This is a genomic window from Clostridium tarantellae (genome assembly GCF_009295725.1).
Lineage (GTDB): Bacteria > Bacillota > Clostridia > Clostridiales > Clostridiaceae > Sarcina > Sarcina tarantellae.
This window is the reverse complement of the sequence record NZ_WHJC01000068.1, coordinates 1-14,264: the sequence shown is the minus strand read 5'-3', so window position 1 is coordinate 14,264 and position 14,264 is coordinate 1. Positions and strand designations below refer to the sequence as shown.

General features: G+C 26.1%; 9 protein-coding genes and 1 pseudogene. 3 read left to right on the top strand and 7 right to left on the bottom strand.

What is annotated here, in order from left to right; translation table 11 throughout:
- Nucleotides 1-288 precede the first annotated feature (288 nt).
- Nucleotides 289-1,152 (bottom strand): annotated as a pseudogene (locus GBZ86_RS06705) (tRNA 2-thiocytidine biosynthesis TtcA family protein); the annotation flags it as partial.
- Nucleotides 1,153-1,316: 164 nt separating this feature from the next.
- Between GBZ86_RS06705 and GBZ86_RS06700 the strand changes: the two are divergent.
- On the top strand, nucleotides 1,317-1,586 hold the full coding sequence (locus GBZ86_RS06700; protein ID WP_152888974.1) for an ACT domain-containing protein: 270 nt from the start codon (nucleotides 1,317-1,319) through the stop codon (nucleotides 1,584-1,586).
- A 23-nt stretch (nucleotides 1,587-1,609) separates the two neighbouring features.
- Nucleotides 1,610-2,962, top strand: a complete 1,353-nt coding sequence (locus GBZ86_RS06695) for a PFL family protein (RefSeq protein WP_152888972.1) — start codon at nucleotides 1,610-1,612, stop codon at nucleotides 2,960-2,962.
- 128 nt (nucleotides 2,963-3,090) lie between these two features.
- Here GBZ86_RS06695 and GBZ86_RS06690 read toward each other — a convergent pair whose 3' ends face one another.
- Both GBZ86_RS06690 and uraA read right to left on the bottom strand, forming a co-directional pair.
- A complete protein-coding gene (locus tag GBZ86_RS06690) occupies nucleotides 3,091-4,119 on the bottom strand; it encodes a ubiquitin-like domain-containing protein (RefSeq protein WP_327444399.1) in 1,029 nt (342 codons plus the stop codon).
- Between the two features lie 369 nt (nucleotides 4,120-4,488).
- Nucleotides 4,489-5,781: a uracil permease gene (uraA, locus tag GBZ86_RS06685; protein WP_152888970.1), complete on the bottom strand. Its 1,293-nt coding sequence runs from the start codon at nucleotides 5,779-5,781 to the stop codon at nucleotides 4,489-4,491.
- A 229-nt stretch (nucleotides 5,782-6,010) separates the two neighbouring features.
- On the opposite strand from uraA, the gene GBZ86_RS06680 reads away from it, so the two are divergent.
- Entirely contained in the window at nucleotides 6,011-7,603 is a 1,593-nt protein-coding gene (locus GBZ86_RS06680; RefSeq protein ID WP_152888968.1) for an ABC-F family ATP-binding cassette domain-containing protein, read from the top strand.
- Nucleotides 7,604-7,699: 96 nt separating this feature from the next.
- Here GBZ86_RS06680 and GBZ86_RS06675 read toward each other — a convergent pair whose 3' ends face one another.
- The 4 genes from GBZ86_RS06675 to GBZ86_RS06660 form a co-directional block, all read right to left on the bottom strand.
- Nucleotides 7,700-8,752: a polysaccharide deacetylase family protein gene (locus GBZ86_RS06675; protein ID WP_152888966.1), complete on the bottom strand. Its 1,053-nt coding sequence runs from the start codon at nucleotides 8,750-8,752 to the stop codon at nucleotides 7,700-7,702.
- Nucleotides 8,753-9,055: 303 nt separating this feature from the next.
- Complete coding sequence (gene gshAB / locus GBZ86_RS06670; protein WP_152888964.1) at nucleotides 9,056-11,377, bottom strand: bifunctional glutamate--cysteine ligase GshA/glutathione synthetase GshB; 2,322 nt, start codon at nucleotides 11,375-11,377, stop codon at nucleotides 9,056-9,058.
- A gap of 290 nt (nucleotides 11,378-11,667) precedes the next feature.
- A complete protein-coding gene (locus GBZ86_RS06665) occupies nucleotides 11,668-13,896 on the bottom strand; it encodes an AAA family ATPase (RefSeq protein ID WP_152888962.1) in 2,229 nt (742 codons plus the stop codon).
- 6 nt (nucleotides 13,897-13,902) lie between these two features.
- Nucleotides 13,903-14,202, bottom strand: coding sequence for an ATP-dependent Clp protease adaptor ClpS (locus tag GBZ86_RS06660; RefSeq protein WP_152888960.1), 300 nt, complete (start codon nucleotides 14,200-14,202; stop codon nucleotides 13,903-13,905).
- Between the last annotated feature and the right edge of the window lie 62 nt (nucleotides 14,203-14,264).

Here is a 14,264-nt window from a genome sequence, read left to right as displayed (position 1 = left end):
ATTATAATCTTAATAAATACATATTTGATTAAAATTTGTTTAAAAATTTTACTATTAATTATAAAAGCAGTCTTTTGTTATTTTATCCACAAAAGACTGCTTTTATTTTTTATATTATTATTAATTCTTTAAAGATGCAATATCTTTTAATGTAAGACCTGTTTTCTCTGCTATAACTTCATCTGCTAAAATACCAATTAAGTTTTTAGCAATTTTTCTTTTTTCATTAATTATAGCTTCTTTAGCAAACATATCTTGCTTTAATTGACCTACAGAAAATAATAATGATTCTTCATCATAAAAATCTAAATAAGAATAATCTTTTCCATCAATATCCCATCCTAAAATAGAATCTATACTTACATTTTCAGCTGCTCTAAATATAGATTTGTCTACATCATTAAATTTCAATTTAAATTCTTCGATAAAATCCTTAATTTCAAAACGCTTATTTCCTATTTTTTTAGCTGCAACCATACAAGCACAATTTAGTGGCCATATTCCAGCATTTTGAACCCATCTTTTTATATATTTTTCTTCAATATAATATAAAGGTCTTATAAGCTCCATTCCTTGAAAATTGCTAGATTTTAATTTTGGAAGCATAGTTTTAAAATTACCTGCATAAAGTATGTTAAGCATTGTGGTTTCTATTACATCATTAAAATGATGTCCTAAAGCCATTTTATTACATCCAAGTTCTTTTGCTTTAGCATATAAAGAACCTCTTCTCATTCTAGCACACATATAACATGGATAATCTTTAGCTATTCTATCTACAACCTCAAATATTCCTGATTCATAAATATGTATTGGTATATTTAAATAATTACAATTATCTATTAAAAGTTCCTTTATGTGTGGATGATATCCTGGATCCATAGCAATAAATTCTAAATCAAAATTTATTTGTCCATGTCTCTTTAATTCTTGAAAAAGCTTTGCCATTATAAGAGAATCTTTTCCCCCTGAAATAGCTACTGCAACTTTATCTCCTTCTTCTACTAATTTATAATCTTTTATTGCTTTGATAAATTTAGACCAAACATGTTTTCTATATGTTTTCACCAAACTTCTTTCTATATCTTGCAATGACTTTCTTTCATTAAATGGTACAAGTATTTCACAACCTTCTCCGGCAATACCACTCATCTAAAATCACCTCACTTCAAATTCTTTTGTAATTATATCAAATTTTATACTCAATGTCTTTATGAATTATTAACTTCTTTTTTATAAATAATTATATATATATTTAACCTTTTAAATTTATGGTATAATTTTCATAAAAGATTAATTTTTAGGAGGCGCGTTTTATGAAAGCAGTTATAACAGTGGTGGGAAAAGATAGAGTAGGTATTATTCATGATGTTACTAAAATTTTACTTGATAATAATATTAATATATTAGATATTTCTCAAACTATTTTAGGTGGATATTTTACTATGATGATGATAACTGACATCTCTCAAAGTACTAATCAAATTGATGAATTAAAACAATTATTTGAAAATATTGTTTGTAATTCTTCCTTAGATATAACTATACAACATGAAGATATTTTCAATTCAATGCATAACATTTAATTTAACAAAAAGGGAGATTTATTATGTTTACTAAAAATGAAGTATTAGAAACCTTAAGTATGATTAAAGAACAAAATCTTGATGTAAGAACTATAACTTTAGGTCTATCTCTTTTAGATTGTGCTAATTCCGATATGAAAACACTTTGTAATAATATATATGATAAAATTACTAAGACCTCAGAAAATTTAGTTAAAGTAGGAAATGATATAGAAAAAGAATATGGAATTCCTATTATTAATAAAAGAATATCTGTAACTCCAATATCCTTAGTAGCTGCTTCTACTAAAGCTAATTCTTATGTGGACATAGCTAAAATTATGGACAAAGCTGCTAAAAATGTAGGAGTAGACTTTATAGGAGGTTTTTCGGCTTTAATACATAAGGGATTTACTAATAGTGATTTAATTTTAATAAATTCATTACCTGAAGCATTAGCTTGTACTGATATAGTTTGTTCATCAATAAATATTGGTTCAACTAGATATGGTATTAATATGGATGGAGTAAAATTAATGGGTAAAATGATAAAAAATATTGCTAATAACACTTATAATGGATTTGGATGTGCTAAATTAGTAGTTTTTTGCAATGCTGTTGAAGATAATCCATTTATGGCTGGTGCCTTTCACGGAGTAGGTGAAGCTGAAAAAGTAATAAATATAGGAGTTAGTGGTCCTGGAGTTATTAAACGTGCTTTAGAAGATATTAAAGGAGAAAATTTTGAACAAGTTGCTGAAACTATAAAGAAAACAGCCTTTAAAGTAACAAGAATGGGACAACTAGTTGCTAAAGAAGCATCTAAAAGATTAAATATACCTTTTGGGATAGTAGATTTATCCTTAGCACCTACTCCTGCTGTAGGGGATTCAGTTGGACGAATCCTTGAAGAAATTGGACTTTCTAACTGTGGCACTCATGGTACTACTGCTGCCCTTGCGCTTTTAAATGATGCTGTAAAAAAAGGTGGCTTAATGGCATCCTCCTATGTAGGTGGCTTAAGTGGAGCTTTCATTCCAGTATCTGAAGATGAATGTATGATAGCGCAAGCTAAAGAAGGCTTTTTAACTTTAGAAAAATTAGAAGCAATGACCTGTGTTTGTTCTGTTGGTTTAGATATGATAGCTATTCCTGGTAATACTTCTTCATCAACTATTTCTGGTATTATAGCAGATGAGGCTGCTATAGGAATGATTAATAACAAAACAACTGCTGTGAGAATTATACCTGTTCCTGGAAAAGACGTAGGAGATATAGTTGAATTTGGGGGCTTATTAGGAACTGCACCTATAATGCGTACTTCTCCTGGTGATTGTTCTAATTTTATAAATAGAGGCGGCAGAATACCTGCACCTCTTCACTCATTAAAAAACTAAAGTATTTTTTTATTTATTATAATAAAAAAATTTATCTTTAAAAATCTAAATAATAAAAAGCCAAGCTATTTAGAAATTTATCTAAATAACTTGGCTTTCAATTATTTATACTTAAAAATAATATTGAATTATTCTAAAATATAAACATTTAGGTACTTCACTCCCCAATTACAAGCTTCTTTAAATTCATTAAAAAAAACATCTATAAAATTCCCTTTAACATTTGAGCCTGTATCTGCTGCAATAGCATATCCATATCCTTCAACATAAACTTTTGTTCCTAATGGTATTATACTAGGATCAACAGCTATTGTACTATATCCATTTGGATTTCTCGTTGCCTTCATTCCTGAAGCTGTATAAGCTGTTTTAGCTCCATTAATAGGTGAATAAGCTGTTGCTTTTACATTTGTTAATTGCTTTTTATAATTAATAGCATTTCCACCTCTATTAACAGATAAAGTTTTTAATGTTCCTTGTACTACTTCTTTTGCTATTGGTTCTGTTTTAACACTTTCACTTAATACTGTTTTTGATACTTCTTTTCCATTTTCAAAAACAACTTTATTTATAACTTCTTTTTCACCATCTTTTCCTTCTTTTAAAACCTTAGTGTAAGTATCTAATAAGGTATCATCATGAGTTATTGATGTTTCATGAGCTATAGGTAAAATTTCTTTCACTTCTTTTACATCAACTCTAATAATTTCTACACTTACTCCATCTTCAAGTTTTTCATCTAAAGATGGTAAAACTTTATCATCTTTATTTAATGATATACCTTCTGAAGCAATCATATTTTTAACTGTATCTTCTGCACTTACTAAATTTAATTTTTTTCCATCCACATTTACAGTTAAATTTACAGCTCTGTTTATTTTAATGGTGTCATTGTTGGATATTTTACTGTCTAATTCAGGTTCTACTTTGTCTTTAGGTGCCAAAAATAACTTTTGGTCGTGTAAAGCCCCTTGTACGGTCCCCTTATAGGTAGTAACTTTTCTTTCTTCACCATCTACTACTACAATTATTGTTTTTTTAAACGAAAGCCCTAGCGAAGCTCCAATTATCAATAATAATGCTGATGTTATAAATATTTTTTTATTTATTTTTTTTCTTGAAAAATAATCTTTTAATTTCTTAGTAATGATTTTCACAATTACATTCCTCCTTCTGGCAAAAATCTTTTTCCTGATTACTATGTCAGAAGGGATTTTACACTTTTTTAAATTTTAAACCCGTAAAATATCTTTTTAATTGTAACACAAATGTAATAATTAATCAAATTATCAACTAATCTCCCTTTTAAATAGCCATTTTTTTAATATTCTATCATTTAATTTTTAAAAACTTATTATTAAATAAATTTTTTTATTTTAAACAAAAGAAATAAATTTTTTAAATCTTTCTAAAAACTTTAATAAATCTTGTGCTAAAATTTTCAATTATTATAAATGTATAAATAAAAAAGATAATTAGCACAAACCAAAAGTTTGTAATAATTATCTTTTTATAATTAGCTACAATTAATTATCTTTTTCATTCATAATACCTAGTTTATCAAATATGATAAATGTGATACTCATAATAATGGCTACTATAGTAGCTAATCCCATTCCTTCAATCTCAATAGAAGCTACTTTTATTGAGATATTACTTAATCCTACAATTAAAACCACAGAAGTCATTATAAGATTTCTTGATTTAGAAAAATCTACTTTTTCTTCCATAAAAGTTCTTAATCCTGAAGTAGCTATAGTACCAAACAATAACAAACTTACTCCACCAAGCACTGGTGTTGGTATAGTACTTATTAATGCTGATAATTTTCCAGAAAAACCTAATATTATAGATAATAAGGCTGCTCCACAAATTACATAAACACTATAAACCTTAGTAATTGCCATAACTCCAATATTTTCACCATAAGTAGTAGTTGGAACTGATCCAAAAAAGCCTGATATAGCTGTTGATAAACCATCACCTAATAAAGACTTATGTAAACCTGGATCTATTGATAAATCTGAACCGACAATACTACTAGTAACTGATAAATGTCCTATATGCTCAGCTATAACTACAAAAGTAGCTGGTAAAATAGTTAATACCGCATTTAAATTAAATTCCATTATTTGAATTTTAGGCGTTACAAAGAAATGTGCGTTTTGTATAGAAGTAAAATCTACAAGTCCTACCACACAAGCAGCAATATATCCTACTATAACCCCTATAAGAATTGGTATTACTTTTAAAAATCCTCTTAATAATATTGAACATAACACTATTGTAATTAAAGTTATCATAGAAACAGTAACCCATTTAGGATTTAATACTGGAGAGTTAGATAATCCTACAGGAAATCCTGCCATATCAGCAGCAGTAGGTGCTAACTCCAATCCTATTATGGTAACAATAGCTCCCATAGCTGCTGGCGGAAACAACTTTTTTATCCATGTTGTCCCTATAAACCCAACTATGCATGCTATAAACATAAATAAGATACCTGATACAAAGAATCCACTTTGAATTTGATTAAAGGAAACTCCTTGTTCAATTAATAAAAATACTGGTGTTAAAAAAGCAAAACTTGATCCTAAATATGCTGGTATTTTCCCCTTTGTTATAAATGCATATAATAACGTACCTATACCATTAAAGAAAAACACTGTTGCTGGATCAATTTTAAATAAAATTGGTACTAATATTGAAGCCCCAAACATTGCAAATAAATGTTGGATACTTAAAGGAATGGCTCTTTTTAGAGGTACTTTATCCCTAACTCCTATTACCTCTAAATTTTCTTTTAAATTTTTAGTCATATGTAAAATCTCCTCCCTTTTTTAGTCTCTCTGAACTAAATTAAAAGTTGCATTAAATATATCATAACTTAAAGTAACAATTCAATATATTTTTTTTAACATTTATGCTATAATATTAAATCGTAATAAATTATCTAAATTAATTTGTGAATAAATAGTATATATTTTATTATTTATATAACAAAATATATACTATTTTAATATACTTAAAAGAAAGGAATATACATTTATGATTACAGTAACTAACGTAAGTTTAAGATACGGTGGAAGAAAATTATTTGAAGATGTTAATTTAAAATTCACTCCTGGTAACTGCTATGGAGTTATAGGAGCAAATGGTGCTGGGAAATCTACTTTCCTTAAAATTTTAGCTGGAGAAGTTGAGGCAAATACTGGAGATGTTTCATTGGCACCAAATACAAGAATGTCTGTATTAAAGCAGGATCATTTCCAATATGATGATAAAGAAGTTCTTCAAACAGTTATAATGGGAAATGAAAGATTATATGAAATAATGGTTGAAAAAGATGCATTATATGCTAAGCCAGACTTTTCTGATGAAGATGGTATAAGAGCATCTGAGTTAGAAGGTGAATTTGCTGATCTTAATGGATGGGAAGCGGAATCTGAAGCATCATCATTACTTCAAGGATTAGGAATTGGAACTGATTTACATTACAAAACAGTAGGAGAGTTAAAAGGAGATGAAAAAGTTAAAGTTCTTTTAGCTCAAGCATTATTTGGTAAGCCTGGAGTTCTTATACTAGATGAGCCTACTAACCACTTAGATGTAAAATCTATAACATGGCTTGAAAACTTCTTAAGTAACTTTGAGGGAACAGTTATAGTTGTATCTCATGATAGACATTTCTTAAATATGGTTTGTACACATATTTGTGATGTTGACTTTGGTAAAATAAAATTATATGTTGGAAACTATGATTTCTGGTATGAATCTAGCCAATTAGCTTTACAAATGGCTAAAGATCAAAATAAGAAAAAAGAAGATAAAATTAAAGAACTTCAAAACTTTATTGCAAGATTCTCTGCTAATGCTTCAAAATCAAAACAAGCAACATCACGTAAAAAACTTTTAGATAAAATTACTTTAGATGATATTCAACCATCTAGTAGAAGATATCCTTTTGTAGGATTTAAACCTGAAAGGGAAGTTGGAAATGACATTTTAGAAGTTGATGGATTAACTAAAACTATTGATGGTGTTAAAGTTTTAAATAATATAAGCTTTAGAATTAATAAAGATGATAAAGTTGCTTTTATAGGAGATGAAATTTCAATAACAACATTATTTAAAATAATAATGGGAGAAATAGAACCAGATTGTGGTACATTTAAATGGGGTATAACTACTTCTCAAGCTTATTTTCCTAAAGATAATACTGAATTTTTTGAAGGATATGAGTTAAATCTTGTTGAATGGTTAAGACAATATGCCGAAAACTCTGAACAAGAATTAGAAAGCTACCTAAGAGGTTTCTTAGGTAGAATGTTATTCTCAGGAGAAGAGGCATTAAAGAAGGCTTCTGTATTATCAGGAGGGGAAAAAGTTAGATGTATGTTATCTAGAATGATGCTAAGCTCAGCTAATGTATTAATCCTAGATCAACCAACTAACCATTTAGATCTTGAATCAATAACAGCTGTTAACAATGGATTAATAGATTTTAAGAGTAATTTATTATTTGCTTGTCATGATCATCAGTTTGTTCAAACTATTGCTAATAGAATAATCGAAATAACTCCAGAAGGAAAACTATTCGATAAACAATGTACTTATGATGAGTATCTAGATAATAAATAAATTTAAGTTCCTAAAAAATAAATGCATGATTTTTATTAAGTTAAAATTTAATAAATCATGCATTTTATTTTTTATAAATTTAAATATTTAAATCAACTATTTAGTATTTGCTTGCTCTTTATTATTTGTTGCTGATACATCTGCTGGAGTATCATTATCTGCATTTTTTATAGTTTTAAATTCATAACCTTGCTCTTTAAAATAATCTATTATTTGTGGTAATATTTCAGCTGTTTTTTCTTTTCCATAAGTATCATGCATTAATATAATAACTTTGTGTAATCCCTTTGAAGAACTTTTAACATAATTCATCATTTGTTCATTTGTATAAGGCTTACCTTCTGCATCACCATCTAATGCATTCCAATCAATACTTACTATACCTTCTTTATCAAAAGCTTCATTAAGAGCTGGTAAATTTGGATCTTTATAATATTGTCTACTATTATATCCTCCTGGCATTCTTACTACTGTTGCATTAAATTCATCACCTAATACTGACTTAAGTAAATCATTAGTTTGATGATATTCATTCATAAATGTTTGAACATCTACTTTATTATGTGGATATAATTTTTTCATATTATGAGTATAACTATGATTTGCTATAGCATTTCCATTTTTTATTACTTTTTTAACTCTTTCTTTTGCTTCATCAGATTCAGCTATTCTTTCACCTAACATAAAAAATGTTCCATGTACTCCCTTTTCAGATAGAGTATTTAAAACTTTATCTGTATTAGGGCTTGGACCATCATCAAAAGTTAAAAATACAATTTTATCTTCTCCAGGATATTTACCCTCTAACATAGTTTTAACATCTACAGCATTTACTGCATATTTATCACCTTCATAAGTTACATTACTATTAGGTATTATGTCATCTGGTTTTGGTTTTGGAGTTTCTTTTTTCCCTTCCATTTTAACTACATTTTCTTTTTCATCTGAAGCATCTGTTACACTTCTACTATTAAATATAACTTTTGTTCCTATTACTAGTAATGCTATTATTCCTAAAACAGCTATTCCTATTTTTATTCCTTCTTTTCTTCTTCTAGATCTTCTTCTACCTATTTTTTTGTTTGATACTTTAAAATTATTATCACTGTAGATTTTCCCAGGTTTATCCTTTTTGTTCTTATCTGACATTTATTAATCCCCCATTATATATTTTTATAAAAATAAAAGTTTATTACTTTCATTTTTTTAATTCATTTATAAACCTATTATATTATACTCTTTTCTTTATATTCTTTAATTAATTAAAAGTAAATTTTTTGTTACCAATTCGTCATTAGTTTACATTTTATGTTATTAAATAAAATGTAAACTATTATAGATTTTAAGATACAGCTTTTATACTATAAATTAAATTCTACTTTTATTTTACAACAAAAGCCATGAATTAACAATTCATAGCTTTTGTTATCATAAAAAAATTTATTTTGTACATTAACAATGTATATTTTCATTAAATTCTAATAAATCTAATACTTTATCCCCAATTTTTCTTTCAATACCTTTATATGGGAAACAATGTATGTGTATAGCAGGATTAAAGTTCAATTCTATAATGGCATATTCTATTTTTTCATTGTATATATCTTTTATCATCATATCCACACCACAAATTTTAGCATTTACTGCTTTTGTTGCTTTTATAGCTATTTCTTTATATTCTTTCTTTATATTATTAGTAAAATCAATACTATCTCCTCCTGTACTAATGTTAGAATTTTCTCTTAAATAAACTATTTCATTAATATCAGGTACATATTCCTTTGTTATATTATTTTGTTTTAAAAACAATTTAGTCTCACTATCTAATTTTATTTTTTCCAATGGAGTTTTGTATCCAATTCCTCTAAGAGGATTTTTATTTTTTTCTTCTACTAACTTAGTTATTGTACTTATGCCATCTCCTAATACATTTGCTGGTATTCTATGAAGAATACCAACTACCTCTTCTCCTATAACTAAAAATCTATATTCCTTTCCTTCTATAAACTCCTCTACAATAACTGTTTTATCATAAGTAAATGCAATTTCTAAAGCATTTATTAAATCTTTACTGTTTCCACCTTTAGTAAATATACTTATACCTAAACCAAAATTAGTTGATTTAGGTTTAATTACTATAGGCTTATTTATAAATTGATTTAAACTATTTATGCCTTCTTCTATTGAATTTATCTCCATTCCATTTGGAACTTTTAAATTATTATTTTTTAAAATTTTTTTAGTTACTATTTTATTTTCCATAATCATAACAGATACATAATTATCTTTTGAGGTTTTAGTAGCTTGCTTTATATATTCAATATGATTTTCTTTTTTTAAAGAAATAAAATTATCTTTTCTATCTATTATTTCAAAATTTAATCCTCTTTTTATAGCATCCCTTATTAGTATTTGAGTTGAAAGTTCTAAATCTTCATATCCTTTTAATTTATATCTATTTTCATAAGCCTCTTTTTTAAACTGCTTTGCTAAATTTAAATTTGTAGTTATATATCCATGCTTTTTAGCAATTTCTGTAATCAAACTTCCATAAGTTAAACTTGGATCATTAACTTTAACTATAGCCTTTTCTATTATATTTCCAAAACCTAACTTTAATTTATTATTCATATTTTGCATTTTATTTAATATACTAATTGCCCAATGATCTTTTGAAATTGCTTGACCATTTTTTTTCAAAAGAATATTTTTTCTCCCATGTTCAGCAATTGCTTTTTGATTATAAAATGCTTCTTCTTGCCAATTTGAATAGGAAAATTCATCTTCTTGTAATAAAAACAAAATAAAAACTTGAATAAACTTCAAATCTTCTAAGCTAATTCCTACTTTATCAAAAGGATTTATATCTATACTTCTAATCTCCAAATAATCTATTCCTTCTTTTTCTAATGAATCAAAAAATTTTTCTTTATCTTTTGGCTTTAATCTTATTTGACTATAGAGCTCTTTATGATTTTCTATTAAACCGTCTTCTATGAATTTTTTCAAACTTTTAATATAATCATTTAAAGATTTATAACATGGAAATAACTCCACTTTATTTCTATAACCGCACTCACTATTTCTATACGATAAAACTTCATCATTTCCAAAAGTTTCATCAAATATTTTTTCAAGTTTTTTTACACATTTATTTTCATAACTTTTATGTATTACAGCTGCTCCACCTAATAAATAAATTAATAACCATCTATACCTTAAATAATTTCTAGCTACCTTTAAATAAATGTTATTTTTAAATTCTTTATAAGAAATATTTTCTTCTATATTTTCATATAATTTTTCAATTAAATATTCACTAAAAGAAAAATTAAAATGAATACCTGATATTAATTGTTTTTTTCCTCCATATTTCTTAAATAACTTTTCCCTATACTCTCTAGCTTTTTTTCCCTTTTCACTACATTGACAAAATTCTGCAATAGGTATTTCATTATCTTCTGGTATATTACAAGGCATAGATTGTGGCCAAAGATATTCATTTCCAATATTTAGTGCTACTATATCATAAAGGGTACTAGAAAAATTATATAATTCTTCTATTGTTTTTACTGGTGGGGTTATTAATTCTATTTGGCTTTCCGAAAAATCAGTAGTTATATATGGATTAGATATCTTATCACCAAAAATTTTAGGATGCTTTTTTAATGAAAGCTTTCCATTAATATCAACTCTCAAAGCTTCTCTTTCTAAACCATATTTTCCACCTATATACTCATTAACATTTATTTTATCTTTTATTTTATATAGCATTCTTCTCCCATCCTCCATAATAAATTCTCTTTAATATACTTAAAAATACAAAAAATTTATTTATATATTTTTAAATATACTAAATTTATCATATCTAAATATAAGTATGCTTAGATTTAGATTTTATACAAAAATTTTATATAAATTATTCTTCATTTATTATAACATTTGTTATTTAGTAATATCAATTATCCCTTTCTTTATAAACTAATAAAAGTCATACCGCTCTTAGACTGCCCCTTGACAAAGAAACAGGGATAGTTCACTGTTAAGTACGACTTTTATTTATTTTATTTATGAATTTTTAATATGATGTTATTTTCTAAAATATCTATAGTGCATGTGCCTCCAATACTTAATTTTCCAAATAATATTTCATCTATTAATAATGGTTTAATTTTTTCATTAATAACTCTTTGTATTTGTCGAGCACCAAATTCTCTAGAAATTCCTTTTTGAGAAATATATTGAATACATTCATTTGAATAATTAATTTCTACACTTTTTTCTTTTAATTTTTCTTTAAAATTATTTAATTCTTTATTTGTAATATTTAAAGCCATTAATTTATCAATATTATTAAATACTATTATTTTATCTAATCTATTTCTAAATTCAGGAGCAAAAATTTTTTTCACTTCATCTTTAATAGATTCACCACTTATTTCTCTCTCTCCAAAACCAACTAATTGTTTTCCTATGTTTTTTGCACCAGCATTTGATGTCATAATAATTATTGCATTTCTAAAATCTGCTTTTCTTCCTTTATTATCTGTTAATGTAGCATAATCCATAACTTGAAGCAATACATTTAAAATATCACTATGAGCTTTTTCTATTTCATCTAAAAGTAAAACACAGTTAGGTTTTTTTCTTATTATATCTGTTAAAAGTCCTCCTTCTTCATACCCCACATATCCAGGTGGAGAACCTATAAGCTTGGAAGCTGAATGTTTTTCTCCATATTCACTCATATCAAATCTTATTAAATCTACACCTAAAACTTTTGATAATGTTCTTGCAATTTCTGTTTTACCTACACCAGTTGGTCCAACAAATAACATAGATGCTACTGGTTTATTATCTTCATTTAATCCTGCCCTTGACATTTTTATACATCTAACAACTTCTTCAATAGCATTATCTTGACCAAATATATTTTTCTTTAATTCTTCATCTAAAATTTTTAATGAATTAATTTCGCTACTTTCTACTGTCTGCTTAGGTATATTACACATTTTTGAAATAATTTCTTCTATTATTTTTTCATCTACTCTTTTTATTTTATTATTTTTTCTATTCATAGAAACATAAGCTCCAGCCTCATCAATAATATCTATTGCTTTATCTGGTAAAAATTTATCATTAATATATTTTTGACTTAATTTCACAGCATTTATTAAAGCTTTATTTGTATATTTAACATTATGATAATCTTCAAAGCTTTTCTTTAATCCTTCTAAAATTTTTATAGTTTCTTCATTAGTTGTTTCATTTACTTCTATTATTTGAAACCTTCTACTTAAGGCTTTATCTTTTTCAAAATATTTTTTATATTCATCAAAAGTAGTAGCTCCAATAAATTTAATTTTTCCTTCTAATAAATATTTTTTTAATAGTCCTGCTCCATCTAAAGCTCCCCCTGATAGTGCTCCTGCTCCAACTATATTATGAATTTCGTCTATATAAACAATAGGGTTTACATGATTTTTAATTTCATCCAATAAATCATGTATTCTTTCTTCAAAATCACCTCTATATTTTGTTCCTGCAATTATAGAACCAATATCTAAAGAAAATATTTCTGCATTTTTTAATGCTTTAGGTACTTTTCCTTCAACTATTAAAGAAGCTAAACCTAATGTTATAGCTGTTTTACCAACTCCTGGTTCGCCAACATGTATTGGATTATTTTTAGTTCTTCTTGAAAGAATTTGCATAGTTCTTTCTATTATATCTTTTCTTCCTATTAAAGGATCTTTATTCCCTTCTTTAATTAAACTATTTAAATTAACTGCATATTTTTCAATAATAGATTTATTTTCTTTATTATTTATTTTTTCTTCTTTATCTGAATCTAGTTCTTCTGAAAATTTATTATTATTATTATGACATATATCAAATAACAATTCCCTCTTTGAAATACCTTGCTCTTCTAAATAATAAACGGCATAACTATTTTCTAAATTAAATAAAGCTGATACTAAATGTTCTAATCCTACGCATTGTCTTCCACTGTAGGCTGCTTGCTCTGCCGCTATAAAAAGCATATTTCTAGCTTCTATACTTTCCTTTGGTTCTCCACTTTTAATTTTATTAACAAATTCATCAATATAATTTTTTAATTTTGTTTTAATTTCCTTAACATTGCCTTTATGAACTTCTATTATTTCTTTAAACTCTTCACATTTTAAAGCATTATATAAAAAATGTTCTGGAGTTATATATTCATCATTATTAGTTTTAGCCATTTTGTATGAATTCATTAGTATTTCACTAACAATTTTAGTAACTTCCATATTTATTTACTCCTCCTCAATTGTTAATTTAAAGGGAAATCCTTCTATTTTAGCTAATTCCATAGCTTTTTCTACCTTAGAAATAGCTATATCATATGGATATATTCCAGCTATTCCTTTTCCTTTTTTATGAACATCCATCATAATTTTATTTGCTTCACTAATACTTTTTCTAAATATATTCATAAGAATTTCTACCACAAATTCCATAGTAGTAAAATCATCATTATACATTATAACTTTAAAATGTTTTGGCTTTTTTAACTTAACTTTTTTCTTTTCTATAGTACTAACATTAGCTTCCATAAGTATCCTCCAAATATTTCATATGTATATTTTTAATTATTAATTATTATATTATTAACTAC